Source organism: Streptomyces aurantiacus (genome assembly GCF_027107535.1).
In the GTDB taxonomy this organism is placed as follows: Bacteria; Actinomycetota; Actinomycetes; order Streptomycetales; family Streptomycetaceae; genus Streptomyces.
The window spans coordinates 424270-449324 of sequence record NZ_CP114283.1 but is presented as its reverse complement, the minus strand read 5'-3'; the positions used below and the strand labels follow the sequence as shown (position 1 = coordinate 449324).

Annotated in this window: 23 protein-coding genes and 1 pseudogene; 8 read left to right on the top strand and 16 right to left on the bottom strand. The window is 72.3% G+C overall.

Features of this window, described 5'->3' with window-relative positions:
- Positions 1 to 56: 56 nt before the first annotated feature.
- From O1Q96_RS03695 to O1Q96_RS03670, 6 genes are all read right to left on the bottom strand, one after another.
- The gene (locus O1Q96_RS03695; protein WP_269246833.1) at positions 57 to 818 is read right to left on the bottom strand and encodes an ABC transporter permease; all 762 of its coding nucleotides are present in this window, start codon (positions 816 to 818) and stop codon (positions 57 to 59) included.
- A complete protein-coding gene (locus O1Q96_RS03690) occupies positions 815 to 1768 on the bottom strand; it encodes an ATP-binding cassette domain-containing protein (protein WP_269246832.1) in 954 nt (317 codons plus the stop codon). The genes O1Q96_RS03695 and O1Q96_RS03690 overlap by 4 nt, the downstream gene beginning before the upstream one ends.
- An 86-nt stretch (positions 1769 to 1854) precedes the next feature.
- On the bottom strand, positions 1855 to 2496 hold the full coding sequence (locus O1Q96_RS03685) for a PadR family transcriptional regulator (protein ID WP_269246831.1): 642 nt from the start codon (positions 2494 to 2496) through the stop codon (positions 1855 to 1857).
- A 54-nt stretch (positions 2497 to 2550) separates the two neighbouring features.
- Positions 2551 to 3093, bottom strand: coding sequence for a DinB family protein (locus O1Q96_RS03680; protein WP_269246830.1), 543 nt, complete (start codon positions 3091 to 3093; stop codon positions 2551 to 2553).
- Between the two features lie 114 nt (positions 3094 to 3207).
- Positions 3208 to 4668: an aldehyde dehydrogenase family protein gene (locus O1Q96_RS03675; protein ID WP_269246829.1), complete on the bottom strand. Its 1461-nt coding sequence runs from the start codon at positions 4666 to 4668 to the stop codon at positions 3208 to 3210.
- 128 nt (positions 4669 to 4796) lie between these two features.
- Positions 4797 to 5621, bottom strand: coding sequence for a helix-turn-helix domain-containing protein (locus tag O1Q96_RS03670; RefSeq protein WP_269253461.1), 825 nt, complete (start codon positions 5619 to 5621; stop codon positions 4797 to 4799).
- A 365-nt stretch (positions 5622 to 5986) separates the two neighbouring features.
- Here O1Q96_RS03670 and O1Q96_RS03665 point away from each other — a divergent pair, with 365 nt between their 5' ends.
- A complete protein-coding gene (locus O1Q96_RS03665; protein ID WP_269246828.1) occupies positions 5987 to 6463 on the top strand; it encodes an ATP-binding protein in 477 nt (158 codons plus the stop codon).
- A 102-nt stretch (positions 6464 to 6565) separates the two neighbouring features.
- Here the strand turns inward: O1Q96_RS03665 and O1Q96_RS03660 are convergent, their stop codons facing one another.
- The 5 genes and pseudogenes from O1Q96_RS03660 to rpmG form a co-directional block, all read right to left on the bottom strand.
- The gene (locus O1Q96_RS03660) at positions 6566 to 6808 is read right to left on the bottom strand and encodes a DUF397 domain-containing protein (RefSeq protein WP_269246827.1); all 243 of its coding nucleotides are present in this window, start codon (positions 6806 to 6808) and stop codon (positions 6566 to 6568) included.
- A 293-nt stretch (positions 6809 to 7101) separates the two neighbouring features.
- Positions 7102 to 7332, bottom strand: coding sequence for a 30S ribosomal protein S18 (rpsR, locus tag O1Q96_RS03655; protein WP_269246826.1), 231 nt, complete (start codon positions 7330 to 7332; stop codon positions 7102 to 7104).
- A gap of 2 nt (positions 7333 to 7334) precedes the next feature.
- A complete protein-coding gene (locus O1Q96_RS03650; RefSeq protein ID WP_269246825.1) occupies positions 7335 to 8747 on the bottom strand; it encodes a GTP-binding protein in 1413 nt (470 codons plus the stop codon).
- 95 nt (positions 8748 to 8842) lie between these two features.
- A pseudogene (locus tag O1Q96_RS03645) lies at positions 8843 to 9085 on the bottom strand (type B 50S ribosomal protein L31); the annotation flags it as partial.
- Positions 9086 to 9090: 5 nt separating this feature from the next.
- Positions 9091 to 9255: a 50S ribosomal protein L33 gene (gene rpmG, locus O1Q96_RS03640; protein ID WP_030573688.1), complete on the bottom strand. Its 165-nt coding sequence runs from the start codon at positions 9253 to 9255 to the stop codon at positions 9091 to 9093.
- A gap of 66 nt (positions 9256 to 9321) precedes the next feature.
- Between rpmG and rpmB the strand changes: the two genes are divergently transcribed.
- The 3 genes from rpmB (at position 9322) to O1Q96_RS03625 (ending at position 10520) form a co-directional block, all read left to right on the top strand.
- Positions 9322 to 9558, top strand: a complete 237-nt coding sequence (gene rpmB, locus O1Q96_RS03635) for a 50S ribosomal protein L28 (RefSeq protein ID WP_269246824.1) — start codon at positions 9322 to 9324, stop codon at positions 9556 to 9558.
- Complete coding sequence (rpsN, locus tag O1Q96_RS03630; protein WP_269246823.1) at positions 9558 to 9863, top strand: 30S ribosomal protein S14; 306 nt, start codon at positions 9558 to 9560, stop codon at positions 9861 to 9863. The genes rpmB and rpsN overlap by 1 nt, the downstream gene beginning before the upstream one ends.
- A gap of 144 nt (positions 9864 to 10007) precedes the next feature.
- A complete protein-coding gene (locus O1Q96_RS03625; protein WP_269246822.1) occupies positions 10008 to 10520 on the top strand; it encodes a hypothetical protein in 513 nt (170 codons plus the stop codon).
- Here the strand turns inward: O1Q96_RS03625 and O1Q96_RS03620 are convergent.
- Entirely contained in the window at positions 10498 to 12828 is a 2331-nt protein-coding gene (locus tag O1Q96_RS03620) for an FUSC family protein (protein ID WP_269246821.1), read from the bottom strand. The genes O1Q96_RS03625 and O1Q96_RS03620 overlap by 23 nt on opposite strands.
- Before the next feature lie 161 nt (positions 12829 to 12989).
- Here O1Q96_RS03620 and O1Q96_RS03615 point away from each other — a divergent pair, with 161 nt between their 5' ends.
- Positions 12990 to 13547, top strand: a complete 558-nt coding sequence (locus O1Q96_RS03615; protein ID WP_269246820.1) for a DUF4232 domain-containing protein — start codon at positions 12990 to 12992, stop codon at positions 13545 to 13547.
- 1 nt (position 13548) lies between these two features.
- Here O1Q96_RS03615 and O1Q96_RS03610 read toward each other — a convergent pair whose 3' ends face one another.
- Positions 13549 to 14688, bottom strand: coding sequence for a DUF2786 domain-containing protein (locus tag O1Q96_RS03610; protein WP_269246819.1), 1140 nt, complete (start codon positions 14686 to 14688; stop codon positions 13549 to 13551).
- Between the two features lie 109 nt (positions 14689 to 14797).
- Between O1Q96_RS03610 and O1Q96_RS03605 the strand changes: the two genes are divergently transcribed.
- Complete coding sequence (locus O1Q96_RS03605; RefSeq protein WP_269246818.1) at positions 14798 to 15529, top strand: Clp protease N-terminal domain-containing protein; 732 nt, start codon at positions 14798 to 14800, stop codon at positions 15527 to 15529.
- Positions 15530 to 15641: 112 nt separating this feature from the next.
- Entirely contained in the window at positions 15642 to 17369 is a 1728-nt protein-coding gene (locus O1Q96_RS03600; protein WP_269246817.1) for a bifunctional 3'-5' exonuclease/DNA polymerase, read from the top strand.
- 79 nt (positions 17370 to 17448) lie between these two features.
- Here O1Q96_RS03600 and O1Q96_RS03595 read toward each other — a convergent pair whose 3' ends face one another.
- A complete protein-coding gene (locus O1Q96_RS03595; RefSeq protein WP_269246816.1) occupies positions 17449 to 21201 on the bottom strand; it encodes an AfsR/SARP family transcriptional regulator in 3753 nt (1250 codons plus the stop codon).
- A gap of 689 nt (positions 21202 to 21890) precedes the next feature.
- Entirely contained in the window at positions 21891 to 22781 is an 891-nt protein-coding gene (locus O1Q96_RS03590) for a glycosyltransferase family 2 protein (RefSeq protein WP_269253460.1), read from the bottom strand.
- Between the two features lie 491 nt (positions 22782 to 23272).
- Here O1Q96_RS03590 and O1Q96_RS03585 point away from each other — a divergent pair, with 491 nt between their 5' ends.
- Positions 23273 to 24220 carry a M56 family metallopeptidase gene (locus O1Q96_RS03585; protein ID WP_269246815.1) on the top strand — a complete coding sequence of 316 codons (948 nt, stop codon included), beginning with the start codon at positions 23273 to 23275 and terminating at the stop codon, positions 24218 to 24220.
- Positions 24221 to 24322: 102 nt separating this feature from the next.
- On the opposite strand, the gene O1Q96_RS03580 is transcribed toward O1Q96_RS03585, so the two are convergent.
- On the bottom strand, positions 24323 to 25051 hold the full coding sequence (locus O1Q96_RS03580; protein WP_269246814.1) for a DUF6585 family protein: 729 nt from the start codon (positions 25049 to 25051) through the stop codon (positions 24323 to 24325).
- Positions 25052 to 25055: the final 4 nt, after the last annotated feature.

The following is a 25055-nucleotide window of genomic DNA, read 5'->3' as shown; positions in this document are numbered from 1 at the left end:
TCCCCTACGAGGGAGGACCGGCTCGGCCCGCTTCCCGGCCCGCGGGCCGGGCGCCGTTACTTGCTCAGCGCCGAGAACCTCCGTACCGCCAGCGGGAAGAACACCGCCAGGAGTGCCAGCGGCCAGGCCACCGCCGCCCACACGTGCCCCGCCTCGCCGCCCTCCCCGCCGAGCAGGTCCCGTACGGCCGTGGCCGTCTGTGACATCGGGTTCCATTCGACGACCGTGCCCAGCCAGCCCGGCATGGACTCGGGGGTCGCGAGGGCGTTGGAGAGGAATCCGACGGGCCAGATCAGGATCTGCACGGCCTGCACCATCTCCGGTTTTCCGGCCACCATCGCCAGCAGGATGCCGATCCACAGCATCGCGAACCGGAACAGCAGGAGCAGGCCCATGGCCCCCAGGAAGGCTCCAGGGGTCCCGTGCACGCGCCAGCCGAGCGCGAGTGCGACCCCGACGAGCACGAGCAGGCCGAGCACCGACTGGAGCATGTCGGCGACCGAACGGCCGACCAGCACCGCTCCGTCGGCCATCGGCATCGACCGGAAGCGGTCGATCACTCCCTTGTTGAGGTCCTGGGTGACGGCCAGCATCGTGCCTTCGAGGCCGAAGGCCATGGTCAGCGCGAGCATGCCGGGCACCAGGAAGTCGACGTAGTCGCCGTCGACGCCCCGGCCGCCACCGATCAGGTAGCCGAACATCAGCAGCAGCATCACGGGGAAGACCAGACCGACCAGGACCTGGGCCGGCTGCCGTGCCCAGTGGGCGAGTTCACGGCGGGTCATGGTCCAGGAATCACTCAGCACGTACGTGGTCACACGGCCTCCTTCACAGGGTCGTCGCCCGCGGTGAGGCGCAGGAACACCTCGTCGAGCGTGGGCCGCCGCAGGGCCACGTCCTCCGCCTCCAGGCCGGCCTCCTCCAGCGCCCGTACGACTCCGGCGAGCACCCTCATGCGGTCGGTCACCGGGGCACTCAGCAGACGCCGGTCGACGTCGACCGTGATCTCCTCCTTGTCGAGCGGCAAGAGGGCGACCGCGGCTCCCAGCCGGCCGCCGTCCCGCAGCACGACGTCGATCCGGTCGCCGCCCGCCAGGGCCTTCAGCTCGTCCGCGGTGCCGCCCGCGACGACCTTCCCGTGGTCGACGAGCGAGATCCGATGGGCCAGCTGGTCCGCCTCCTCCAGGTACTGGGTGGTGAGCAGTACCGTCGTGCCGCCGCCCACCAGGGAACGCACCGCCTCCCACACCTCCGCGCGGCCTCGCGGGTCGAGGCCCGACGTCGGCTCGTCCAGGAAGAGCACCTCCGGTTCGGTGATGAGCGAGGCCGCGAGGTCCAGGCGGCGGCGCATGCCGCCGCTGTACCGCTTCACCGCTTTGCGGCCCGTGTCCGCCAGGCCGAAGCGCTCCAGGAGCTCGTCGGCCCGCACGCGGGCGCGGCGCGTGCCGAGGTGGTAGAGGCGCCCGAACATCTCCAGGTTCTGCTGCCCGCCGAGCTCCTCGTCGAGCGCCGCGTGCTGGCCGAGGAGGCCGATGCGGCGACGCACCTCGCGCGCGCGGGTCACCACGTCGTGTCCCGCCACCTCGACACGGCCGCCGCCGGGCCGCAGCAGTGTGGACAGGACCCGGACCAGGGTCGTCTTGCCCGCGCCGTTGGGGCCGAGCACCGCGTGCACCGTGCCGCGCCCGACCCGCAGGTCGAGCCCGTCCAGCGCGTGTTTGTCTCCGTACTGCTTCCGTACGCCCTCGACGACGATCGCGTCGGTCATCGAGCTCCCTTCGTTCCAGGTAATCAAACTTGACTACCAACCCAGCGACAGACGGTATGCCCGCACGGCGGTTTAGTCAAACTTGATTACTTGGCATCCTCCGGATGCGTCTCCCCCGTCGCGTACGGGTTGTCCTCGCCCTCCGCGAGCACCCCCACGAACGGCTCGCCCTCGCCCGCGAAGGTGTACGCGCCGCCCTTGATGCGCTGGATCAGGCCGCGGGTCCACTCGGCACCGCTGTCGGCGGAGTGCACCCAGAAGTTCATGATCTCGCCGATGTGACCCAGCTGTTCGGGACCGTCCTCCGGGACGTAGTGCTCGGTGACGGCCGAACGCCACTCCTCGATGACGCGAACGCGCTCCTCCAGGAGTTCGAGCGCCTCCTCGCGACCGAGGTCCACCACGAAGCCGAGCGCCGCGGAGAGGATGTCCGGCTTCTGGTCGTACGAGGTCAGGGACTCGCGCAGGAGCGTGAAGTACTCCCCCGTGCCCTTCTCCGTGATCTCGTACTCCGTGCGGGGCGGGCCGCCGGCCGTGGAGGGCGCGATCTCGTGGGCGATCAGCATGCCCTGCTTCGCCATCTGCTTGAGCGCGTGGTAGATCGAGCCGGGCTTGGCGTTGGACCACTCGTGCGCGCCCCAGTACTCCAGGTCGTTGCGCACTTGGTAGCCGTGGGCCCGGCCGTGCTGGCGTACGGCACCCAGGACGAGGAGGCGGATCGCTGACATGCGGTCAAGCGTAGGACGCGCCGCGTCGCCCCGGGCACCTGCCCCGGCGGGGGCTCAGCCCCAGCCCTGCTGCTGCGCGACGAGCTCGAAGGCCGTCCTGCCGTCGAGGGACTCGCGGATGACGTCGGCGTGGCCGGCGTGCCGGGCCATCTCGGCGATCAGGCGCAGCAGCAGCCAGCGCATCGAGACGGCCTCGTCGTCCGGGAACCAGGGCTGGTCGGGCAGCGGGAAGGTGTCGTTCAGGCTGGGCACGGCCCGGATGAAGTCCTCGGTCTGCCGGGCGCCCTTCTCCCAGTAGGCGAGCATCGACTCGACCGTCTCGTCGCCGGTCAGCCTGAAGCTGTCGCCCCAGGTCTCCTCGGAGCGCTGGACGTCGGGCGCCACCTGCTGCGCCCTCGACAGCCAGCCCTGCTCGGTCTCGGCGACGTGCTTGAGCAGCCCGGAGAGCGAGAGTTCGCTGGCGCTCGGGCGGCTCGCGGCCTGCTCGTCCGTCAGCCCGAGCAGGGTCCGGCGGATGCCGCCGCGCTGCTCGTCGAGGAAGGCGAGCAGCGCGCCGCGCTCGTCGCCGTGGGCTTCTGCGCGCACGTGCATGACCATGGGAGCCGCCTTTTCGTGGGTGCCGTTTCCTTCTCGACACCCACGAAGTTACGGGCCCTTGCGGTCAGCTTCTGTCCGCAAGGGCCCGCCACGGGAAAGGAATCGGAACCGGGATCAGAACGGGAAGAAGCTGCGTCCGTGCTGCACCGAGATCCACTTCTGGGTGCTGAACGCCCCGACCGTCGCCTCGCCGTTCAGGCGGCCGAGACCCGAGGACTTCTCGCCGCCGAAGGCGACCAGCGGCTCGTCGTGCACGGTGCCGTCGTTCACGTGGAACATGCCCGTGTCGATCTGCTTGGCGAAGGAGACACCGCGCTCGACGTCGGCGGTGTGCACGGCGCCGCTCAGCCCGTAGGGGGTGTCGTTGACGATCCGTACGGCCTCCTCCTCGCCGTCGAACGGGACGAGGAGCGCCACGGGGCCGAAGATCTCCTGCCGGAGGATGTCGGAGTCGGCGGGCAGACCGGTCAGGACGGTCGGCTCGACGAGGTTCTCGTTGACGCCGCCGTGCACGAGGGCGGTGGCGCCCTCGGCGATCGCCTGGGCCACGACGCCCGAAACGGCGTCCGCCTGGGAGGAGTTGATGAGCGGGCCGATGACGGTCTGCGGGTCGTTCGGGTCGCCGACCTTCAGCGTCCTGACCTTGGCGACGAACTTCTCGGTGAACTCCGCCTCGACCGAGCGGTCCACGAGGACGCGGTTCGCGGCCATGCAGACCTGCCCCTGGTGCACGTACCGGCTGAACACGGCGGCGTCCACGGCGTAGTCGATGTCCGCGTCGTCCAGGACCACCAGCGCGCTGTTGCCGCCCAGTTCGAGGACGGAACGCTTGAAGTTCGCGGCGCAGACCGTGGCGACGTGGCGGCCGACCTTGTCGGAGCCGGTGAAGGAGATGACCTTCGGGACCGGGTGCTCGATGAAGGCGTCGCCGATCTCCGCGATGTCGGTGATCACGACGTTCAGCAGACCGGCCGGCAGACCCGCGTCCTCGAAGATCTTCCCGACCAGCGAGCCGCCCACGATCGGGGTGTTCTGGTGCGGCTTGAGCACCACGCCGTTGCCCAGGGCCAGGGCGGGCGCGACGGACTTCAGCGACAGCAGGAACGGGAAGTTGAAGGGGCTGATCACACCGACGACGCCGACCGGGACGAGGTAGAGGCGGTTCTCCTTGCCGTCGACCGGCGAGGGGATGATCTTGCCCTCGGGCCGCAGCGCCAGGTTGATCGACTCGCGCAGGAACTCCTTGGCGAGGTGCAGTTCGAAGCCGGCCTTCAGATGCGTACCGCCGAGCTCCGCGATGATCACCTCGGCGATCTCCTGCTCGCGCTCCTCGATGATCCGCAGGGCCTTCTCGAACACGGCACGACGCGCGTACGGGTTCGTCGCGGCCCATTCCTTCTGGGCGCGGGCGGCGGCGCGGTAGGCCTGATCCACCTCGTCGACCGTGGCTATCGTGATCGAGGCGAGCTTCTCACCGTCGTAGGGGTTGAAGTCGATGATGTCCCAGGAACCGGTCCCCGGGCGCCACTCGCCGTCGATGTACTGCTGAGCGAGGTCGGTGAAGTAGGACGACATGTGATCCCTCAATCCCTTGCTGCCGCGGCAGCCAGCCTGATCATCTTCACGGTCTGATCACACGTCATCGTACTGGTGTCGCAAGGGAGTTGAGGCCGACCTCGACAGAGAGGGAGCGGGGGACGGCGTCAGGAGAGCTGGAGCAGGCCCCTGAGCAGGTCGCGGCTCTCGTCGGGGCCCGGACTGTCCTGCTGGAGCTCCTTCATCGCCTTCTCGTACTGGGTGACGTCCTCGCGCTTGTCCAGGTACAGCGCGCTGGTGAGCTGCTCCAGGTACACGACGTCGGACAGGTCGGACTCGGGGAAGCTGAGCACCGTGAAGGCCCCGCTCTCGCCCGCGTGCCCGCCGAACCGGAACGGCATGACCTGGAGCCGTACGTTGGGGCGCTGCGAGATGTCGATGAGGTGCTGGAGCTGACCGCGCATCACACCCGGGTCGCCGTACGGCCGCCGGAGCGCCGCCTCGTCCAGCACGACGTGGAACTCGGGCGCGCTCTCCGACACCAGGTACTTCTGGCGCTCCAGGCGCAGGGCCACGCGCCGCTCGATGTCGGCCGCGCTCGCACCCCGCATCCCGCGGGCGACGACGGCGTGCGCGTACGCCTCGGTCTGCAACAGGCCGTGCACGAACTGGACTTCGTACGAGCGAATCAGGGACGCGGCGCCCTCCAGGCCCACGTACGTCGGGAACCAGCTGGGCAGGACGTCCGAGTAACTGTGCCACCAGCCCGCGACGTTGGCCTCCTTGGCGAGGGAGAGCAGCGAGGTGCGCTCCGCCTCGTCGGAGATCCCGTAGAGCGTCAGCAGATCCTCGACGTCCCGCGTCTTGAAACTCACCCGGCCCAACTCCATACGGCTGATCTTCGATTCGGAGGCTCGGATCGAATAACCGGCCTTCTCCCGGGTGATCCCGCGCGACTCGCGCAGCCGCCTCAGGTGAGAGCCGAGCAGCATGCGCCGTACCACCGATCCCGACTCCTGCGCGCTCACGTTCGTCCGCCTCCCCAACCCGTTCTCAAGGGCCGCAGTCTGCCACTAAAACACTTCAAGCAGTACTCGTTCGGTTACAGAAACGGCAAGCTTTCAAGTGAGACGCACAGGAATCGGCAAGGAGAAGACAAGCCAGACCCGAGAAAGCGGCAAGAAGATGGCGGAAAAAATGACCCAGAAGCGGTATGGGAAGGCCTAATTCGGGCGCGTGCACGTGCATCTGCCCTTGCATCTGCTGAACGCATTCGGAACGATGGTCTCGCGCCACCGCTGCATCGCAACGACCGCGAACCCCGGGAGTGCCTCGCATGGGGACGAATGGATCGACCATGCTCGAGCCGTTACGGCAGGGGCTTCCGCCACTGGACCCCGCGGCCGTGTCCAACGCCGCCTCCTGCGCCCTTCCGCCCCGTTACGAAGCGGTGCGCGACGCACGGCAGTTCACCCGCCGCACGCTGGATCAGTGGGATGTCGGAAACCGCTTCGACGACGTCTGTCTGGTCGTCTCGGAACTCGTCACCAACGCGCTGCGGCACGCGCTGCCCGCGGACACCCCACGCCCGGCCGACCAGGGCCCGCCCGTACGGCTGCACCTGATGCGGTGGACCGAGCGGGTCGTGTGCGCGGTGCGCGACCCCAGTCACGACAGTCCGGTCGCGGGCGACTCCGAGGACTTCTCGGCGGAGTCCGGACGCGGCCTGTTCCTCGTCGACTCGTTCGCCGACAGCTGGGGATGGCACCCGCTGGCCGGCACGCTCAACGGCAAGGTCGTGTGGGCGCTGTTCCGGCTGGGGCCTTCCGCCTGAGGGGCCGCGGCGCTTTTTCGGGCCTCGGTTCTACGCGCGTTACGCGCTCCGGGGGCAGGCCGGACACCCCGAGCGCGCGGGCGCTCCGGGCGGCTTCGGCCGTCAGCCCGCGACCAGGTGGTCGAACTCGCCGTCCTTGATGCCCAGGAGCATGGCCTCGATCTCCGCACGCGTGTAGACGAGGGCCGGGCCGTCGGGGAAGCGCGAGTTGCGCACGGCCACCTCACCGCCGGGCAGGCGGGCGAACTCCACGCAGGATCCCTGCGAGTTGCTGTGCATGCTCTTCTGCCAGGCCGCCTCGTGCAGCTCCGTGGCAGCCATGCCGTTGTACACGTCGTGGTCCACAGGTCGCTCCCCGGTGGTGCATTGGCGTCTGTTGCCATTGATTCAGCGATCAACTGCCCCGGATCATAGCTGCCTTCACATGCAGATGCATGGGCAGATGCACGTGCACGGGGGGTGGTCTCCTGATTACAGCTTTGACGGCGGCGGGGTCCGAATCGTTCCCATGCCGTCCCCCACCGGTGAGAGAGACGCGCGCCGGGCCGTTCCTGTTCCAGAACAGCCCTGTCCCGTCCGTTCGATGAACGGACGGGACAGGGCTGTGGGGGCCGTTGCGGCCGACGGGACCGCCGGGGCTACCGCGACGCGTACGGCAGCAGGGCCATCTCACGGGCGTTCTTGATCGCGCGGGCCAGCCGGCGCTGCTGCTGGACGGAGACCCGGGTGACCCTGCGGCTGCGGATCTTCCCGCGGTCGGAGATGAACTTCCGCAGGAGGTCGGTGTCCTTGTAGTCGATGTACGTGATCTTCGCCGCGTCCAGGGGGTTCGGGCGGGGCGACAGCTTGCGCTCGGGCTTGCGGGGCATGGTCAGACCTCCAGGAGGGTGTCGAAGGCGGGCGGGAGCCGCTTCCAGGCGGGACGGCCGGCGGCGTACTCCGCGTCGGTCAACAGGCAGGACTCCAGGAGCAGTTCGAGTCCGTCGCGGTCCAGGCCCGGCGAGGTGAAGACGAGGTGCTGGCAGCAGTCGCCGTGCTCGGGGTGCCAGTCGAGCGCGGCGGCGGCCCGGCGCACCGGCGGAACCATGTCCCAGGCCGCGTCGGGCAGGGAGGCCAGCCACGGCCCGGCGCTCTCCACGCACAGGGCGCCGCCGGCCGCGTCCCAGTGCAGCAGCGTGTCGGGCCGGTCCGCGAGCCAGAACCGGCCCCGGCTGCGGGCGGCCGCGCAGGTCAGGTCCTCCAGCGCCGCGTACAGCCGCTCCGGGTGGAACGGCCGGCACCGGTGCCATACGAGCGTGGAGACCCCACATTCGTCCGCCTCGGCCGGCAACAGGGCACACGCCGGATGCTGGGCCGCGGCGGCCGCCTCCACGTCGAACCCGGCGAGCGCGAGTTCCGCGAGCGCGGAACCCACGGGCTCGGGGGTCACGGACTCGGAACCAGCGGGCTCGGGAGCCGTCGGAACCGTACGGCCGCCGGGACCATCACGGCCTTCGGAGCTCGCAGCGTCGTCTCCGGCGCCTTGCCCCGCCGGCCCGGGGTGCCCGGAACCCTCGAAGTCCGGACGGTCGGTCGTGGGCGCCGCGCCGGAGTCGGCGGCACGCGGGTCCTCGCCTTCCCGGCCCGCGCCTCCCCGGCCCGCGGATTCCTGGCCCGCGAACCAGGACTCCCAGCCCCACGGGTCCGGCAGCGCGACGGGGCCGATCGGTACCTGGCGGGCTGTCGGGTGGAGCTGGACCAGCAGCGCGCGGTCCTCGTCGTCGGCCTCCTCCGAGTCGGCGAGGGCCAGGACCGGGGCGTACTCCAGCTGCCGGGCGAAGGTGTCGGCGACGGTGCGCTGGTCGGTCGCGGCCGCGGCGAGGCCCGCGTCGGCGAGGTCGTCGCCGTTGCCGAGGTACGGGAGCACCAGCGCGGGATCGACCGCGGTGATGACACCGGTGAGGTGGAGACCCGCGCTCGCGACCACCTCGGCCATCGCCTTCGGCTCGACCGAGTCCCACAGCTCGACGATCGCAAGGCGGGTCAGACCGTCCGCCGCGAGCCGCTCCAGCTCCGGGACCAGGTCCTCGCGCAGGGCGCAGCACGCGCAGTCGTTGACCAGCGGTGCCTCACCGGCCGAGACGATGCCGGTGTGGTCGCGGACCGTGCGGACCACGGTGCCCTGTACGGCGGTCGAGAGGTCGTGGTGCAGCGCCACGGCGCCCGGCACGTCGACGAGCAGCCGCTCCACCGCCTGCCTGCGGGCGTCGGCGTGCAGTCCGCCGACGATGGCGACGCTCAGCATCACTGCTCCCCGCTCACGGCGTCCCGCTTGCCGTCCGCTTCGCCGTCGCGCCCGGCGTCCCGCCCGCTCTCCCGGTTGTCGGCCCGTCGGCCGTCACGCCGGCCGAACCGTCGCTCGAAGCGCTCCACGCGGCCGGCGGTGTCCATCACGCGGGCCGTGCCCGTGTAGAAGGGGTGGCTCACGTTCGAGATCTCGACGTCGACGACCGGGTAGGTGTTGCCGTCCTCCCACTCGATGGTCTTCTCGCTCGTCATGGTCGAGCTGGTCAGGAAGGCGTGGTTCGCGGCCCGGTCCCGGAAGACGACGGGCCCGTACGCCGGGTGGATTCCCTCGCGCATGACGCTCAGCGCTCCTCTCGGAAGTCGACGTGCCGGCCTGCGACCGGGTCGTACTTGCGCAGGGTCATCCGGTCGGGGTCGTTACGGCGGTTCTTGCGGGTGACGTACGTGTAGCCGGTCCCGGCCGTGGACCGGAGTTTGATGACCGGGCGGAGTTCATTGCGTGCCATGTGGCTAGTATATGAAAACGAATCCCATTATCGACAACGGAGAGAACAGAGAGGTACGTCACTCACATGTCCGCGCACTGCATGCTGACCGGGACCCGGCCCCGCTTCGGCAACTCCATCTCCCACTCGCACCGGCGCACGTCGCGCCGCTTCGACCCCAACATCCAGAGCAAGCGCTACTGGCTGCCCAGCGAGGGCCGGTACGTACGGCTGAAGCTGAGCACGAAGGGCATCAAGACGGTCGACGTCCTCGGCGTCGAGGCCGCCGTGGCCCGGATCCGGGCCCGTGGGGTGAAGGTCTGATGGCCAAGAAGAGCAAGATCGCCAAGAACGACAGGCGCCAGGAGATCGTCGCCCGGTACGCCGGGCGACGGGCCGAGCTCAAGGAGATCATCCGCAAGCCGTCCTCGACGGACTCCGAACGGGCAGCTGCCAAGCGGGAGTTGGAGCGGCAGCCGCGTGACGCCAGCGCCACGCGCGTGCGCAACCGGGACAGTGTGGACGGTCGCCCGCGTGGCTACCTGCGGACGTTCGGGCTCTCGCGGGTGAACCTGCGGGACCAGGCGCACAAGGGGTTCCTGCCGGGGGTCCGGAAGTCCTCCTGGTAGCGCGGCCCGATGGCGGCGGGGTCGTCCCCGAGGTGCTGAGAGGAGCGGCTGGTAGCTTGCTCCGGTCGTTCCGGTGACATCGGCGCCACCGGTGGTACCCGGCGGGTACCGGCGACCCGTCCGGCCAGACCCTTGGGGGCTTCAGTGACTTCGGCGACCTTCTCGCGCAGGCAGGCGCGGATCGCGGGCTCGGTGGCGGCGCTGGCGGCCACGCTCGCCCTGACCGCGGGCTGCAGCGGCGACAGCGGCGCGGACGGTGACAAGGACCCGTCGTCCGGCACGAGCGCGGCGCCGACCGGGTCGGCGGACACCGGTGGCGGCTCCGGCGACGGCTCGGCCGAGGCCGGGAAGCTGGAGGGCAGTTGGCTGGCCACCAAGGGCGGCAAGGCCGTGGCCCTGGTGATCACCGGCGAGGAGGCCGGGCTGTTCTCGACGAGCGGGTCCGTGTGCAGTGGCACCGCCCGTGAGACCTCCGGCATGCGGATGATCGAGCTGAAGTGCTCCGACGGGAACAAGGACCGGGCCGAGGGCATGGTCCACTCCGTCGGCTCCACGACCCTGAAGGTCACCTGGGAGGGCTTCGGCGAGGAGACGTACACGAAGACGGAGGGCGGGAAGCTGCCGTCCGGCCTGCCTACGGCGAGTCTGGGTTCCTGACACCGTCGCCGCCGGTCCCGCGGGCCGCGGAATCCTCCGGGTTCCGCGGCCTGTCCGGCTTCGGCGGCCCGTCCGGCTTCTGCGGGGGCGCGGTCTCCGAAGCGGCCGCCGTCCCGTCGAGCGTCATGGGCGCCACGGCGGTGTCGAGAGCCTCGGACAGCTCGATGAGCGCGTCGAGCACGCGCCGCGCCGCCTCCCGGACGAACTGGTCGTTGTCGGAGGTGGCGGCCGCACCGGTCCTACCGGTCTCGCTGATCCCACCCGGCTCACCGGGCTCCCCTCCCCCGCCGGTCTCCGTCGTCTCCCAGGTGGTCAGAGCGGTGCGTACGGCGTCCCAGGTGGGAATCCGGCGCTCGCGGATGGCCTTGGCACCGTGCTGGGTGGACTCACGCAGGGCCTCGGCGAAGGCGGCGGCGGCCGGGACCGGCGTCGCGCCGTGTTCCGGGAGATGGGCCTCCAGGAGCATGGCGACCCGGCCCAGCTGGGCGAGCGCGTCCTCGGCGTCGTCGGCGGCGGTGCGGGAGAGGCCCCGGTGGCGGACCGGTTCGGCGGTGGCGCGGGCCACGGCGGCATGCCAGGCCGCGCGGGCGGTGCGCGCGGAGAGCAGGGCCTTGCGGACGTCCGGGACGCTGCGGTGCGCGGGGTCGGCGTAGGCGCCGAAGACCACGTCCGCGTAACGGCCCTGCGTGGCCAGCCAGTCCGCGAGCCGGGTGCGCAGACGCGGGGTCTCCCACGCCGGGTAGACGGCGTACGCGAGCATCGCCAGCAGGCCGCCGAGCAGGGTGAGCAGAACGCGTTCGGGCACGGTCTGGTTCCACTCCTCGCCGCCCATGCCGAGCAGGAGCACGACGTACGCGGCGATGCAGGCCTGGGCCGCGAACTGCCCCGTACGCATCAGGAGGTACATCAGGCCGGCGCACACCACGGCGAGGGCGCCGGAGAGGTACGTGCCCGGGTCGGCCAGCCGCACCACGGCCGTGGCCACGGCCACGCCGACGACGGTGCCACCGAGTCGCGCCACCGCCCTGCTGTACGTCTGCGAGAAGTCCGGGCGCATGACCATGACCGAGGTCAGCGGCGCCCAGTAGCCGTGGCCGAGAGGGAGCCAGGAGCCGAGGACGTATCCGGTGGCGGCGACCACCGACACGCGCGTGGCGTGGCGGACGATGGGGGAACCCCTGCGGAACTCCTCGCGCATCGCTTTCAGCGCCACGGGGATCAGGCCGAGGAAGGTGGGACGGCTGCGGGGGCGGTGGGACGCGGCGGCCGGGCGCCCGCCGGTTTCCGGGAGCCGGGCGCGCGCCTCCTCACGCCCTTGCGGGGAGGCGCCGCCCGCTGTTTCCACCACGTCCTTCAGGAGGGTGTCGAGTCGGGCGGCCGCGCGGTAGGGGCGGCCGGTGAGGATGCTGCCGGTGTCCGGGGTACGGAACGCGGCCAGTGCGGCGGGCGGGACGGTCACGGGCTCGCCGTGGCGGATCGCGTGGGCCGCCGCGTCGAGGACGGCTGCGGCGGCGCCGAGGAGTTCACGGACCCGGTCGCGGGCGCGGCCCTCCGCCGGGACGCCCGTCGCCGGGTCGGCCAGGGAGGCGAGGACCGGGCGGATCCGCTCGGCGAGGCCGCGGGCGCCGTGCAGTTCGGCGGGACGACGGCGGGCCTGGCGGGGGGTGACGGCGGCCGCGTTGCGGGCTTCCATCAGGGGCAGCGGGTCGAAGGCCGCGAGGGGGTCGTGGCGCAGGCGGCGCGCGTAGTCCCCCTCGGCGGCCAGGGCGTCGGCGAGCGCGTCCCGGTGCGCACCCCAGCGCCGTACGGGGAACAGCACGATCAGCGCGGCCTGGACGACACCGCCCACGATCATCATGGCGGCGTGGCCCGCGGCCTGGGCGACCGAGGTCGGCAGGGTGACCGTCACCAGCATGATCGCCACGTTCGAGGAGGCGATCAGACCGATGGTCGGGCCCGCCGCCCAGCTCATCCCCGCCGCGAACGTCCACGCCACCAGCAGCGCGAGGAAGAGCGGCTCGTAGGAGACCGTGAGGTAGGCGAGGAACGTGGAGACGGCGAGGCTCGTACCGGAGGCGAGGGCCAGTTCGGGCCGGGGGCGCCAGCTGCGCTGGAACGTCGCGATGGCCGCCTGGAACGCGCCGAACGCCGAACTCGCGGCCGCGACCGGGCCGAAGGCCCACAGGGACACCGCGATCACGATCGCGAGCCCCACCGCTCCGCGCACCGCGACGAGGGGTTCGAGCCGCGTCTTCTCCACGGCGAGGCCCGAGCGCGCGGTGTCCTTCAGCGCCCGTCGCCAGCTCACCGGGCCAGCGTACGGGAGGGGACCGGGTGGGCGGAGCATCCGGGGCCCGGGACGTGTGAAGCTTCAACGGGCGAAGGTGCAGGGGTCGGTGGAATCCCGGCACGCGGAACCGCATGATGATCCACGACCGAGCAGCACGACCCACAGGCCAGAGGAAACCCATGCGCACCCTGCCGATCGCCGTCACCGCCCTCGCGGCGGCTCTCACCCTGACCCTGACCGCCTGTGGCGGCGACGACGACGGTGGCGGTGACAAGAAGACCGGTGGCAAGAAGACCGGCTCCTCGGACACCTCCTCGACCGCCTGCGCGGCCGGCAAGCTCGACCAGGAGGTCGTCGCCAGTGAGGCCCCGGCCGCGGGCGACACCGGGACCGTCTCCGTCACCCTCACCAACGGCTCCGGAGCCGACTGCACCCTGGAGGGCTTCCCCACCGTCGAACTGACCGCGGGCACCACGGCCTTGGCCGTCGCTCCGGAGAAGTCCGCGGAACCGGAGAAGCTGACCGTGAAGCAGGACGAGACGGTCAGCTTCACGATCACGTACGTACGGGGCCCGGCCGGTGACGCGGCGAAGGGCGCCGCGGTGAAGCGCGCGAAGTTCGGGCTGCCCGGGGCGGGGGCCGATCAGTCCTTCGACTGGAAGTACGGCGAGGTGGCCCTGCGGAGCGCGAGCGAGCCGGACGCGTCGGTGACCCCGTTCCAGCGGGCGGGCGACTGAGTCAGGGGCGTCGCAGCGGCGGCCGCGCCCCGACCTGGGCCCGGTCCGCCGCGGCGGCCCCCTCCTGCCAGCCCGCCGCGTCGTTCACCCCACGCATCCGGGTCGTGACGGTGTCCGGGAACATGCGCTCCGTCTCGTCCGCGACCGCCACGTCGCGCGCCACGAGGACCGGCAGCAACTCCCCCTCCGTCGCGGTCACCTGCCCCTCGGCCGCGTCGGCGAGCCGGTCGCCGATGCGGTGCGCGTACGCGGCGAGGAAGGACTGCCGGAAGGTCTTCGTACGTTTCCTGCCGCCCGCGCGCTGGGCCGCCTCCGCCTTGGTCATCGCGGCCGTGGCCTGCACGAGGAGTGAGGTGTGGAGGAGTTCGACCGCCTCCAGGTCGGGTTCGAAACCGACGACCGTGGAGAAACCGAGGGCCTCGTTCCACACCGCGCGGCAGCGGTTCGCCCCGGCCACCGCGTCGAGGAGGACCGCCTTCGCGGTCTCGTAGGGCGCGTCGACTCCGATCCGGCAGGCGCCGGGCGCGTCCTTCGCGTGCGTCCGCGCGGCGAGCAGCGCCTCGTCGATGCTGTGCCGCGCCATCAGTTCCTGCGCCTTGGCGCTCAGCGCCTCCGCCTCCTCCGGGAACCCGGTGGCCTCCGCCTTGGCGAGCAGCGCGCGGATGCGGGTGAGCATGCGGGTGTCCCGCGGGGCGGCCGCCCGGGACGACGGGGGTGCGTGCGCGTCCAGCGGTTCCAGGGAGGGCAGGCGCAGCAGCAGGCGGTACAGCTCCAGAGCTGCGCTCGCGTACGAGAAGCGGTCCGTGCGGAGCGCTCCCGGGCCGGCGTCCAGTTCGTCGAGCTGTGCGGCCCAGCGCGCGCCCCGGGGTCGGCGGTCCCGGCCGGCCTCGGCGAGGACCAGCTCCGACACGAGGCGTTCGTGCACGTCGTCCAGCTCGCGCCGCACGATCCGTACGACGTCGGCCGGCTGCCAGCCGCGCCGCCAGGCCGCCGCGACGAACTCCTCGCCGCGGCGGGCGAGTTCGGCGTCGGACGCGGGGTCGGCGGCCAGCAGGGAGGCGCCCGTGTCGAGGGCCGCGTCGGTGTCGGAGTAGAGAGCGGCCTCGAAGGCGCGCTCCACCGTGCTGGACGTACTGCTCATTCCTCGATCGTGTCACGGGCGGAAAAGCACTCAGAAGTCACCCACGAGAGTCACCCACAAGTGTCAACTTGAGGTTGACACCCCAGCACTGTCAACTTACGGTTGACACATGACCACGAATCCACGCGGCACCACCCCCGTACGCCTCGACGACCTCATCGAGGCCATCAAGAAGGTCCACGAGGACGCCCTCGACCAGCTCCAGGACGCGGTGATCGCCGCCGACCACCTCGGCGACGTGGCCGACCACCTGATCGGGCACTTCGTGGACCAGGCCCGGCGCTCGGGCGCGTCCTGGACGGACATCGGCAGGAGCATGGGCGTCACCCGGCAGGCGGCCCAGAAGCGGTTCGTGCCCAAGGCCGAGTCGGACCTCGACCCGAGCCAGGGCTTCAGCCGCTACACGCCACGGGCCAGGAACGTGGTGGTCGTCTCCCAGGAAGCGGCCCGCGCCGCCGACAACGACCAGATCCGCACCGAGCACCTGGTCCTCGGCCTCCTCGCCGAGCCCGAGGGCCTCGGGGCGAAGGCGATCACCGCGCAGGGCGTCTCCCTGGACACCGTGCGCGAAGCCGCGACCGCCGGTCTCCCCCCGCGCGCCGAGACCGTTCCCGCCCTCATCCCCTTCGACGCCAACGCGAAGAAGTCCCTCGAACTCACCTTCCGCGAGGCCCTGCGCCTGGGCCACAACTACATCGGCACGGAGCACATCCTGCTCGCCCTCCTGGAGCACGAGGCCGGGACGGGCGTGCTCAGCGGGCTCGGCGTCGACAAGACGGCGGCCGAGGCGAACATCGCGGAGCAACTGGAGAAGATCCGGCAGCCCCTTCGGGAGGAGTGACCGGCCGGTGCCCGGCGCCCCGCGACCCCGTGCGCGGGGGCCGGGCCTTGTCCGGACGCGGCTCCGAACGCGGTTCGGGGCCGTTGTCGGACCCTCCTGCGACACTCCAGTCATGACCGACCGGTGGGCTCTCGCACCGACCGAGGACGGCGGCGCCGAGCTCGCCCCCCTCGGCCCCGACGGCCTGCCCGCCGGACCGGTCCTGAGGGAGCCGGACCTCGCCGGGTCCGTGCGCTCCCGGCCGGACGTCACCCGCTGGATCTGGCGGTCGACGGCCGAGGTCTACCCGCGGCTGCGCACCGCGGGCGTCCGCGTCGAGCGCTGTTACGACCTGGAGGCCGCCGAGACCCTCCTGCTCGGCCACGAGGGACGGCTCGGCGAGCCCCGCTCCGCGGCCGCCGCCCTGGCGAGGCTGCGCGGCGGCCCCGTCCCGCCCGACCCTCCGCAGCGCTCCGCCGAGCCCGGCTCGCAGTCCTCCCTCTTCGAGCCGCGGCCCGGTCCCGGCAGCCACGTATCGCTGGAACAGCTCATCGAGGTGTACGGACACCAGCAGCGCAGACACGACGCGACCGCGCACCCCCAGCGGATGCGGCTGCTCACGGCCTCCGAGTCGGCGGGCATGCTCGTGGCCACGGAGATGAACGCGACCGGGCTGCCCTGGAGCACGGACGTGCACCGCGAGGTGCTGCACGAACTGCTCGGCGAGCGGTACACGGGCGGCGGTGAGCCGCGGCGGCTGGCCGAGCTGACGGAGGAGGTGTCGGCCGCCTTCGGGCGCCGGGTCCGGCCCGACCTGCCGGCGGACGTCGTCAAGGCCTTCGCACAGGCCGGGATCAAGGTGAGGTCCACGCGGCGCTGGGAGATCGAGGCCATCGACCACCCGGCCGTGAAGCCGCTCGTCGAGTACAAGAAGCTGTACCGGATCTGGGTCGCCCACGGCTGGTCGTGGCTCCAGGACTGGGTGCGGGACGGGCGGTTCAGACCGGAGTACCTGGCGGGCGGTACCGTCACCGGCCGCTGGGTGACCAACGGCGGCGGCGCGCTGCAGATCCCCAAGGTCATCCGCCGGGCGGTGGTCGCCGACCCCGGCTGGCGGCTCGTCGTGGCGGACGCCGACCAGATGGAGCCGCGCGTGCTGGCCGCGATCTCCCGCGACCCCGGACTGATGGAGGTGGCCGGCCGCGAGAGCGACCTCTACCAGTCCGTCTCCGACCGGGCCTTCTCCGGCGACCGCGCCCAGGCGAAACTCGCCGTGCTCGGCGCGATCTACGGCCAGACGTCCGGCGACGGCCTCAAGAACCTGGCGCTGCTCCGCCGCCGCTTCCCCAAGGCCGTGGCGTACGTGGACGACGCGGCGCGGGAGGGCGAGGAGGGGCGGCTCGTACGGACCTGGCTGGGGCGCACCTGCCCGCCGGCCGTGGGCTCGGAATCCGCGGAGGAGGAGGCGGGGATGCCGCAGGACGGGCCGGCCGAGGGGACCGACGACGGCCCGGGCGGGTCCGGAGGGCCCGGGGGCGACGAGTGGGTGCCGGGGTACGCGTCCACCAACTCCCGCGCCCGGGGCCGCTTCGCCCGGAACTTCGTGGTGCAGGGCAGCGCCGCGGACTGGACCCTCCTCGTGCTCGCCGGGCTCCGGCGCGCCTGCCGGGACATGGCTGCCGAGCTGGTCTTCTTCCAGCACGACGAGGTGATGGTGCACTGCCCGGCGGAGGAGGCCGACGCCGTGGTCGAGGCGATCCGGGAAGCGGCGGAGCTGGCGGGGCGGCTGACGTTCGGACAGACACCGGTGCGGTTCCCGTTCACGACGGCGGTGGTGAAGTGCTACGCGGACGCGAAGTGATCTCCCCCGCAGACCGCCTTCGGTGGAACCTGCGCGAAGCACCCTCGGCGCGCGCTGGTGAACTTTCCTGCACGCAAGGTCAGTTGAGCTGCCCCAGCAGCAGGTCCCTCAGCTCCTCGATGACCGGGCTGTCGGTGCCGTCGAGGTCGTCGAGGGCCAGTTCCCACTGCTCGTACGCCTCCTCGGTGCGGCCCGAGGACCGGAGCAGCAGGCCTTGTTGGTGGCGGGCCAGACCGGCGGTGTAGCTGTCCGCCCGCTGCTCGGCCCGCTCCAGCAGCGCGGCGCACTCCCGGGCCGCCCGCTCCGTACGGTCGAGGTCGCGCAACGCGCGCACCAGGCCGAGGCGGGTCTGCGAACCGCTCTGCCAGTCGACCCCGTCCGAGATGTCCAGGGCGCGGTCGAAGTGCTCCAGGGCACCGGCGGGTTCGCCGAGCGCGAGGTGGGCGAACCCTATGTTGCAGTGCCCCGACTCACGGACCCGTGAGTCGCCCACGGCCTCCCCGAGCGCGAGGCTCCGCTCGTGCCACTCGATGGCGGCGCGCGGGTCGCTGTGCTCGTACAGGTTGCCGAGATTGCTGTAGGCGATGGCCTCACCGTCCGTGTCGCCCAGCTCCCGTGCCAGTTCGAGGCCCTCCCGCAGGGCGATCTCGCACTCGACGTACCGGCCCAGGCTTTCGAGCAGCAGCCCCCGGTTGTTCAGACAGCGCTGGACGCGTGACGTGACGCCGAGGCCGCGCCAGCGCGCGAGTGCCTGGTCGGTCAGGACGAGCGCCTCGCCGGCCTGGCCCCGCATGAAGTGGAGAGCGGCCAGATCGGAGAGCGCGACGGCCTCGGCCGCATCGTCCCCGAGCCGCCGCGCCACTTCCAGCGCCCGCCGCCCGAGCGTGGCCAGTTCACGCAGCCGGCCGCGGCGCTGCAGGTACGGGAAGAGGGAGCGGACGAGGACGGGGACGAGCGGGGAGGCGGCCGCACGGCACTCGACGAGTGCGACGACGTTCGCCACCTCACGGTCGCCCCAGGCGACGGCCTCAGCGGCCGAGCCGAAAGGAGGAAAAGAGGGAAACGGGGGAACCGACTCGCACGCGGTGATGGCGGTGAACGGGGCGCCCTCGCCCTCCTCGAAGGCCGCGCACGCCCGCTCGGCGGAGGTCACGCCGAGCCGGTTGTCCCGGTCGACACCGGACGGGGCGAGGGCGAGCACACACTGACGGGCGGCGGCGATGTACCAGCGGAGGGCTATGTCCGTGGGATCGCCGGGATCGGGAACAGCGAGGCCGGGGCTCATGGGGCCGAGCTCCGCCCCTCCGGGGTCCGCTATGCCGGGGCCCACGGCGTCCGGACTCGCCGTGTCCGGATGCGCGGTGTCCGGATGCGCCGCATGCTGACCCGCCGCGTCGGCCGCCTCTCCCGACGCCTCGGCCGCCACCTCGCGGGCGAAGTCCCGTACGAGGTCGTGGGGGGTGTAGCGGCCGTACGCGCTCTCGTCGAGGAGGGCCACGTCGACGAGACGGTCGAGGGCGGCCTCGGCGCGCCGTTCGCCGGTGCCGAGCAGCCGCGCGAGGAGCGGGACCCCGTACGTCGGAAGGTCGAGCGCGCCGATCCTGCGCAGGGCCAGTGCCGCGTCCCGGTCGGCCTCCCGGTCCGAGGCGCGCAGCGCGTCGAGGGCGACCGCGAGCGAGCGGCGCACGCTGAGGTCGTCGTACTCCAGGTGGTGCAACCGTTCGTCACTGGCCGCCAGTTGACCGGCGAGCGCGTCCGGGGTGAGCACCCGGCGGGCGGCGAGCCGGGCCGCGACGATCCGCAGCGCGAGGGGCAGCCGGCCGGTGAGGCCGACGAGAGGGTGCGTACCGTCGAGGCCGTCCCGCCCGGAGACGGCGCGCAGCAGCTCGGCGCTCTCCTCGTCCGAGAGCGGTGCGAGCGGGAAGCGCGTCGCGCCGTCCAGAGCCGTGAGGGGCGAGCGGCTGGTGACGATCACGGCGCAGCCGGGGCCCGCGGGCAGCAGGGGGCGGACCTGGGCGGCGTTCGCGACGTCGTCCAGTACCAGCAGGGTGCGGGTGGGTGCCAGCAGCGAGCGGAGCAACGCGCTCGCCGCGTCCGGGTGTTCGGGTACGTCCCGGGGCCTTGTGCCCAGGTCGCGGAGAAGCGCGGCGAGGGCCTGCCCGGCGGTGAGCGGCGGCACGCCCGGCGTCGCCCCGTGCAGGCGCACGTACAGCTGGCCGTCGGGGAACTCCGCCCGCAGCCCGTGCGCCACCCGCACACCCAGCGCGCTCTTCCCGACCCCCGCCATGCCACTGACGACGGCCACGCGCGGGCTGCCGTCCCCGGTCGGGACCAGCGCGGTGCGCAGCGCCTGGACGGCTGCCTCGCGGCCTGTGAAGTGAACCGGTGCGGGCGGCAGTTGGGCAGGCGTGGGGGCAGGAGCGCCGGCTCCGGCCGAGCCGACCGGAGTGGTGGATCCGGCCGGTCCGACGGGAGCGGCGGGTCCGGCCGCGTCGACGGGAGCGGCGGGTTCGGCCGCGTCGACGGGAGCGGCGGGTCCGGCCGCGCCGACGGCAACGGCGGGTTCGGCCGAAGCCGGCTCCGGCGGGGTCGCAGTCCGGCCTCCCGTGGTCGGGGTTGCCGTCTCACCTCCCGCGGTCGGGGCCGTTGCTTCAGCGGTTTCGCCGGGAGCCGTTGCCTCGGCACCAGCGGTCGGGGCCGGCTGAAGGGCTTCGGCCGGGGCCGTCCGAGGAGCTTCCGGCCGGGCCGCCCGAGTGGCCCCCGGCGCCTCCGTCCGGGCGGCTTCCGAAAGGTCCGGTCGAGGCGCATCCGCCGGGGAGGCAGGGACGGCCTCCTCCTGACCTGCGGGGAAGCCCTCCGCCGGTGGCGTCGGCGTGTCGTGCGCCCTGGGCCGGGCCGATTCGCCGGAGCCCGCGCGGAAGGCCTCCGGATCGGCGGGCTGCCCCTGCGAGAGAGCGCCGCCCTCGGTCCCGGCTGCCGGAATCCCGGGAGAACGCGCTCCCGGCAGCCCTTCCTCGACCGTGGCGGCCTCCGCGATCCCGCCCGCACGCACCCCGGCCCCGCCGATTCCTGCCCCTGCCCCTGCCCCTGCCCCTGCCCCTGCCTCGGGATCCCGCAGGATCTCCAGGTGCGCCTCCCGTACCGCGGCCCCCGGCTCCACGCCGAGTTCACGGACGAGCCTGCCGCGCAGGTCACGGTGTGCGGCGAGGGCCTCCGCCTGGCGCCCGGTCCGGTACAGGACCAGCATCAGCTGACGGTGAAAGGCCTCGCGCAGCGGGAACTCGGCGACCAGCGCGGCCAGTTCGGGAGCAAGACCGGCAAGCCGTACACCCCGGTCGGCCGCCCCTCGGCTCAGCTCCAGCTCCGCGTCGTACCGGCATTCCAGCGCGAACAGCCGTGCCTCCTCCAGCCGTTGGACGAGAGGGATCCCACCGGCCTCCGGGGTCCAGCCGCCCAGTGGGGTACCCCGCCACAGTGCGAGCGCCGCCACAGCCTCGGTCGCGGCCCTCCCCCACTGGCGCCGTGCGTGTGCCGCGCGGGCGGCCACGACCCGAGCCTCGAAGACCCGGACATCCAACTCGCCTTCGCCGACGCGCAGTTGGTAGCCGGGCGGTACCGACCTCAGCCGGTCCGGGTCGTCCAGGAGCCGTCGCAGACGGGTGACATGGTTCTGCAGGGAGGCGTGCGCCGACGCGGGCGGAGCCCCGCCCCACAGCGCGTCCTTGAGCACGTCCAGGGAGACGACCCGTCCCGGTTCCAGGAGCAGAGTGGTGAGCAGGACGCGTCCCTTGGCGCTGCTGACCGGCCGGGGGACGCCGTCGGCGCCGTACACGACCGTCGGCCCGAGCAGCCCGAACCGCAGCCGGGGCGAGACCGCGGGCGAGGACTCGAACGAACCGGCCGGGACCCCGGACGAAGGCGCGGACGAAGGCGCGGCCGGGGACCTGGGCGAAGGTGTGGACGGGGGCCTGGACCGGAGCCCGGGAGGAGAAGCGTGCGCTGACGGCCGGACGGACATCGGTTCGGAGGAGGGCGGTGCCGCGGATATCGGGCCGCAGGACGGTTCGGAGGAGGAGCCGGACGACCGCCGGGACGACCGACCGCCACGCAGCCCGGCCTCCCGCTCCGACCGCTTCCCGCCGCCCACCTGTCCGCCTCTTCCCGTCGGCGACGCCCAGCGGCCTGAATCCGCCGCTCCGCCGTCCTTCAGGCGAAACTCCGTGCCCCGCCACACCGTTCGCCCCATGTTAGCGATCGGTTGGCGTGGCCTGATTTGATCACTTCATCGGACCCGGTCGCTCCGGCACGCGGTTGGCGTCATAGGTCGCCGCGACTCGGGGGAGTGTCGCCGTCGCGACCGGGTCCGAAAGTCCCGCAGGGCACGCGAAGGACATCCGGCGGCGGACGCCCACGAACGCCGCCGCGCACCCGCCGCCCCTGACCGGACCTCACCACTCCGGATCACCACGGCCGTCCGCCCTGACGGCCCGCCGCCGAACGGTCACCGGCACCGACGCCGCGTCAGACGACCGGCGGCCGCCCCAGACGCGTGAGCCTCCACACGGTCCGCCAGCGCATCGGCCTGCGCTCCCCGGCCGGAGCCCTCAGCCCTTCCACGAAGCCGCCGAACCACGCCCGCAGCCCACCGACGGACCGCGTCCGTACGAGGGTCAGGGCGATCCACACCGCCAGATGGACGGGGACGAGCGGAAGCGGCAGCCGCCGCCTGACCAGCCAGACGCGGTTGCGGGCGGTGACGCGGTGGTAGATGGCGTGCCGGGCGGGTGACGTCTTCGGATGCTGGAGCAGCAACTCGGGCGCGTACCGGATGGTCCAGCCGGCGTCGGCGGCCCGCCACGCCAGGTCGGTCTCCTCGTGCGCGAAGAAGAACTCGGCGGGCCAGTCCCCGGTCTGCGCGAGCATCTCCATGGAGAGGGCGTGGCCGCCGCCGAGGAAACAGGTCACCTCGCCGCCGCGCATGGGGTCCTTGGCGCCGAGCCTCGGGACGTGCCGCCGCTGGGTCTCGCCGTTCTCGTCGGCGATGCGGAACCCGACGATGCCCAGACGCGGTTCGGCGGCGTACAGGTCCCGTACCCCGCGCAGGACATCGGGGTCGATGAGCAGCCCGTCGTCGTCCAGCTCGACGACGACGTCCACGTCCGCGAACTCCCGCAGCCGCCGCAGCGCGACGTTCCGGCCGCCCGGGCAGCCGAGGTTCTCGTCGACCTCGATGGCCGTGACCTCACCGGGCAGGTCCAGCCGCTCGGCGAACTCCGGGAGCGGACACCCGTTCCCGACGATCACGATCCGCTCGGGTGCGACGTCCTGCTTGGCCACCGACGCGAGCAGCGCGTCCACTTCCTGGGGCCGCGTCCCCATGGTCACCACGGCCACCGCGATCCGCGGCTCCACCGACACGACGCCCACCCCGATCTCGACTCCGCCGACAATCAGCCGACAATCAAGGGGCGATGCTAGCCGTTCACGGCCAGGACTCCTCAAGTACGCGATTTCTTAAGGGTGTCGGACCGCAATTCCGCGCGACTTCCCGGCAGAGGGTGCGAGGGGCGTCCGCGTCCTCCGGCCCGGCAGGCGGCGCGTGCCGGAGCACCCCGCCGCGCGGTCCCGCCCCGCGCGTCGTACCGCCACCACCACCGGCGCCGCCCATGCCATGCCACCGCTCACGCCACCGACGGTCGCGTGCGCTGTGACGTCACGCCGATCATTGCCTCCGGGGGCCCGAGGCCGGGTAGCGTGTTCACTACCGCTCACTCTCCCTGCCCGGCCACGGTCACGCACCACGGGCCGACGGCCCACGGCCGGGGAGAAGCGAATGCGGACGGCGGCCGACGACAGGGCGACCGCGGAACGACCCGGCGGAGTGAAAGGAAGGGGCCCACGACATGACCGTATCCATCTCCCTCCTGCTGATGGCGGCCGTCGCCCTGACCACCGCGGTCGTGGCCCCGCGTGTCCTGACCCGCGCCTCCTGGCCCGAGCGGGAACCGGTGCTCGCGCTGTGGGTGTGGCAGTGCCTGGTCGCCACGGTGCTGCTGTGCTGTCTGACGTCGCTCGTGCTGAGCGCCTCCGCCGTCTTCCACACCGTCCGCGCCCACGTCTTCGCGCCCGCGCCGCCCGCGGTCACCGCGGCGTACGACCTGGCCGCCGCCCCGCCGTGGACCACCGCGCTGACGCTGCTGCTGGCCGGCGGGGCCGCCTGGACCACGGCCATGCTCGCCCGGGAAGTGGTGGAAGCCCGTCGGCGCGGCCGCCTGCGCCGGGCGCACCTGCGCGAGCGCGCCCCCGAGCTGCCGGCCGGCCTCCCGGCCTCCCGCGGCCCGCTCCTCGTACTGGAGGACGAGTACCCGGACGCCTGGTGGATGCCGGGCAACCCGCCCCAGCTCGTCGTCACCACGGGCGCCCTGAGCCGCCTCACCGACCACCAGCTGGACGCCATCCAGGCCCACGAGCTCGGCCACGCACGGGCCCGTCACGACTGGCTCCTGCACCTCTCGCAGGCCCTGGCCGGCGGCTTTCCGGGCATCCCGGTCTTCACCCACTTCCGGGACCAGACCCACCGCCTCGTCGAGCTGTCCGCCGACGACACGGCTTCGCGCCGCTGCGGCCACCTCACCACCGCGCTGGCCCTCATCGAGCTCAACCAGCACCGGGGCGTCCTGTCCTGCGCCACCCCCCGCCCCCTGCTCCACCAACGCGTGGAACGTCTCCTGGACCCACCGCCCCGCCTCACCCGTACCCACCGCCGGGGCACCACGACGGCCGCCGCGCTGGCCCCCCTCGTCCCCCTGCTCATCGCCTTCGCCCCGGCACTGGCGACCCTGACCTCCTAGTCCGGCCGGGACACCAGGCCCTCCCCGCTGCGTCCCTGGGCAGCCGTGACAACCGCTGACGACCGGCGACTGCCACTGGCGGCTACTGGCGGCTACTGGCGGCTACTGGCGGCAGAGCTTCCCGGCGACGGCAAGGAAGACGTAGAGGTTCGGCATGCCGCTGACCGCGACCGTGGACCATGTGTCGGCCGTACCGGACCTCAGGACCCGGACACTTCCTCCCTGAACCAGGATCTCCTGGACCTCGGACCAGGGAAGACGACCGTTCCTGGTGGAGGACACACCCTTGCTGGAGAGCGAGAGGGCTCCGAAGTCCACCGTCCCGCCCTCCAGAATCGCCTTCAGGACAGCCGGCCCCTGGGCGCGGAGGACCGCGTCCTGCAGAGCGGGACCCCAGCTCTCGGGGTTCTCGTAGAACTCCGTGATCTCCGCGCCGCCGTATCTCGGGGCGACCACGGAGTAGACGTACTTGGTCGGGGTCGGGACACCGTTGACGAACAACTGGGTGATGTCCTGGTAGAGCTTCACGGAATCCCAGCGGAAGGCGGTCATGCCGTCGCCGAACTGCGGTTGCACGATCATCCCGTGCTCGAACAGGTAGAGGCGCTTGGCGGCCTGCTTCCTGCTGAAGTTCGGGAAACGGCGCATCCACCAGTAGCAGAGCAGACCGGGAACCACGAAGAACGCCGTGAAGGTGAGGATCATGTTGACGTAGACGACGAACATCAGCGTCCCGAGCCGCTTGGGGGCGAACGCGCCCGCGAGTTCGCCGAGTTGATGACGGGCGGCCAGTTCGGCGACCTCGGGCGGCTGAACGGTCGATGCGGTCATGGGC

Bases quoted from the DNA above. Each gene is read 5' to 3' on its own strand.
- O1Q96_RS03690 (WP_269246832.1), bottom strand. From the start codon at position 1,768: ATGACCGACGCGATCGTCGTCGAGGGCGTACGGAAGCAGTACGGAGAC.
- O1Q96_RS03685 (WP_269246831.1), bottom strand. From the start codon at position 2,496: ATGTCAGCGATCCGCCTCCTCGTCCTGGGTGCCGTACGCCAGCACGGC.
- O1Q96_RS03680 (WP_269246830.1), bottom strand. From the start codon at position 3,093: ATGGTCATGCACGTGCGCGCAGAAGCCCACGGCGACGAGCGCGGCGCG.
- O1Q96_RS03675 (WP_269246829.1), bottom strand. From the start codon at position 4,668: ATGTCGTCCTACTTCACCGACCTCGCTCAGCAGTACATCGACGGCGAG.
- O1Q96_RS03670 (WP_269253461.1), bottom strand. From the start codon at position 5,621: ATGCTGCTCGGCTCTCACCTGAGGCGGCTGCGCGAGTCGCGCGGGATC.
- O1Q96_RS03665 (WP_269246828.1), top strand. From the start codon at position 5,987: ATGCTCGAGCCGTTACGGCAGGGGCTTCCGCCACTGGACCCCGCGGCC.
- rpsR (WP_269246826.1), bottom strand. From the start codon at position 7,332: ATGCCCCGCAAGCCCGAGCGCAAGCTGTCGCCCCGCCCGAACCCCCTG.
- O1Q96_RS03650 (WP_269246825.1), bottom strand. From the start codon at position 8,747: ATGCTGAGCGTCGCCATCGTCGGCGGACTGCACGCCGACGCCCGCAGG.
- rpmG (WP_030573688.1), bottom strand. From the start codon at position 9,255: ATGGCACGCAATGAACTCCGCCCGGTCATCAAACTCCGGTCCACGGCC.
- rpmB (WP_269246824.1), top strand. From the start codon at position 9,322: ATGTCCGCGCACTGCATGCTGACCGGGACCCGGCCCCGCTTCGGCAAC.
- rpsN (WP_269246823.1), top strand. From the start codon at position 9,558: ATGGCCAAGAAGAGCAAGATCGCCAAGAACGACAGGCGCCAGGAGATC.
- O1Q96_RS03615 (WP_269246820.1), top strand. From the start codon at position 12,990: ATGCGCACCCTGCCGATCGCCGTCACCGCCCTCGCGGCGGCTCTCACC.
- O1Q96_RS03610 (WP_269246819.1), bottom strand. From the start codon at position 14,688: ATGAGCAGTACGTCCAGCACGGTGGAGCGCGCCTTCGAGGCCGCTCTC.
- O1Q96_RS03605 (WP_269246818.1), top strand. From the start codon at position 14,798: ATGACCACGAATCCACGCGGCACCACCCCCGTACGCCTCGACGACCTC.
- O1Q96_RS03600 (WP_269246817.1), top strand. From the start codon at position 15,642: ATGACCGACCGGTGGGCTCTCGCACCGACCGAGGACGGCGGCGCCGAG.
- O1Q96_RS03585 (WP_269246815.1), top strand. From the start codon at position 23,273: ATGACCGTATCCATCTCCCTCCTGCTGATGGCGGCCGTCGCCCTGACC.
- O1Q96_RS03580 (WP_269246814.1), bottom strand. From the start codon at position 25,051: ATGACCGCATCGACCGTTCAGCCGCCCGAGGTCGCCGAACTGGCCGCC.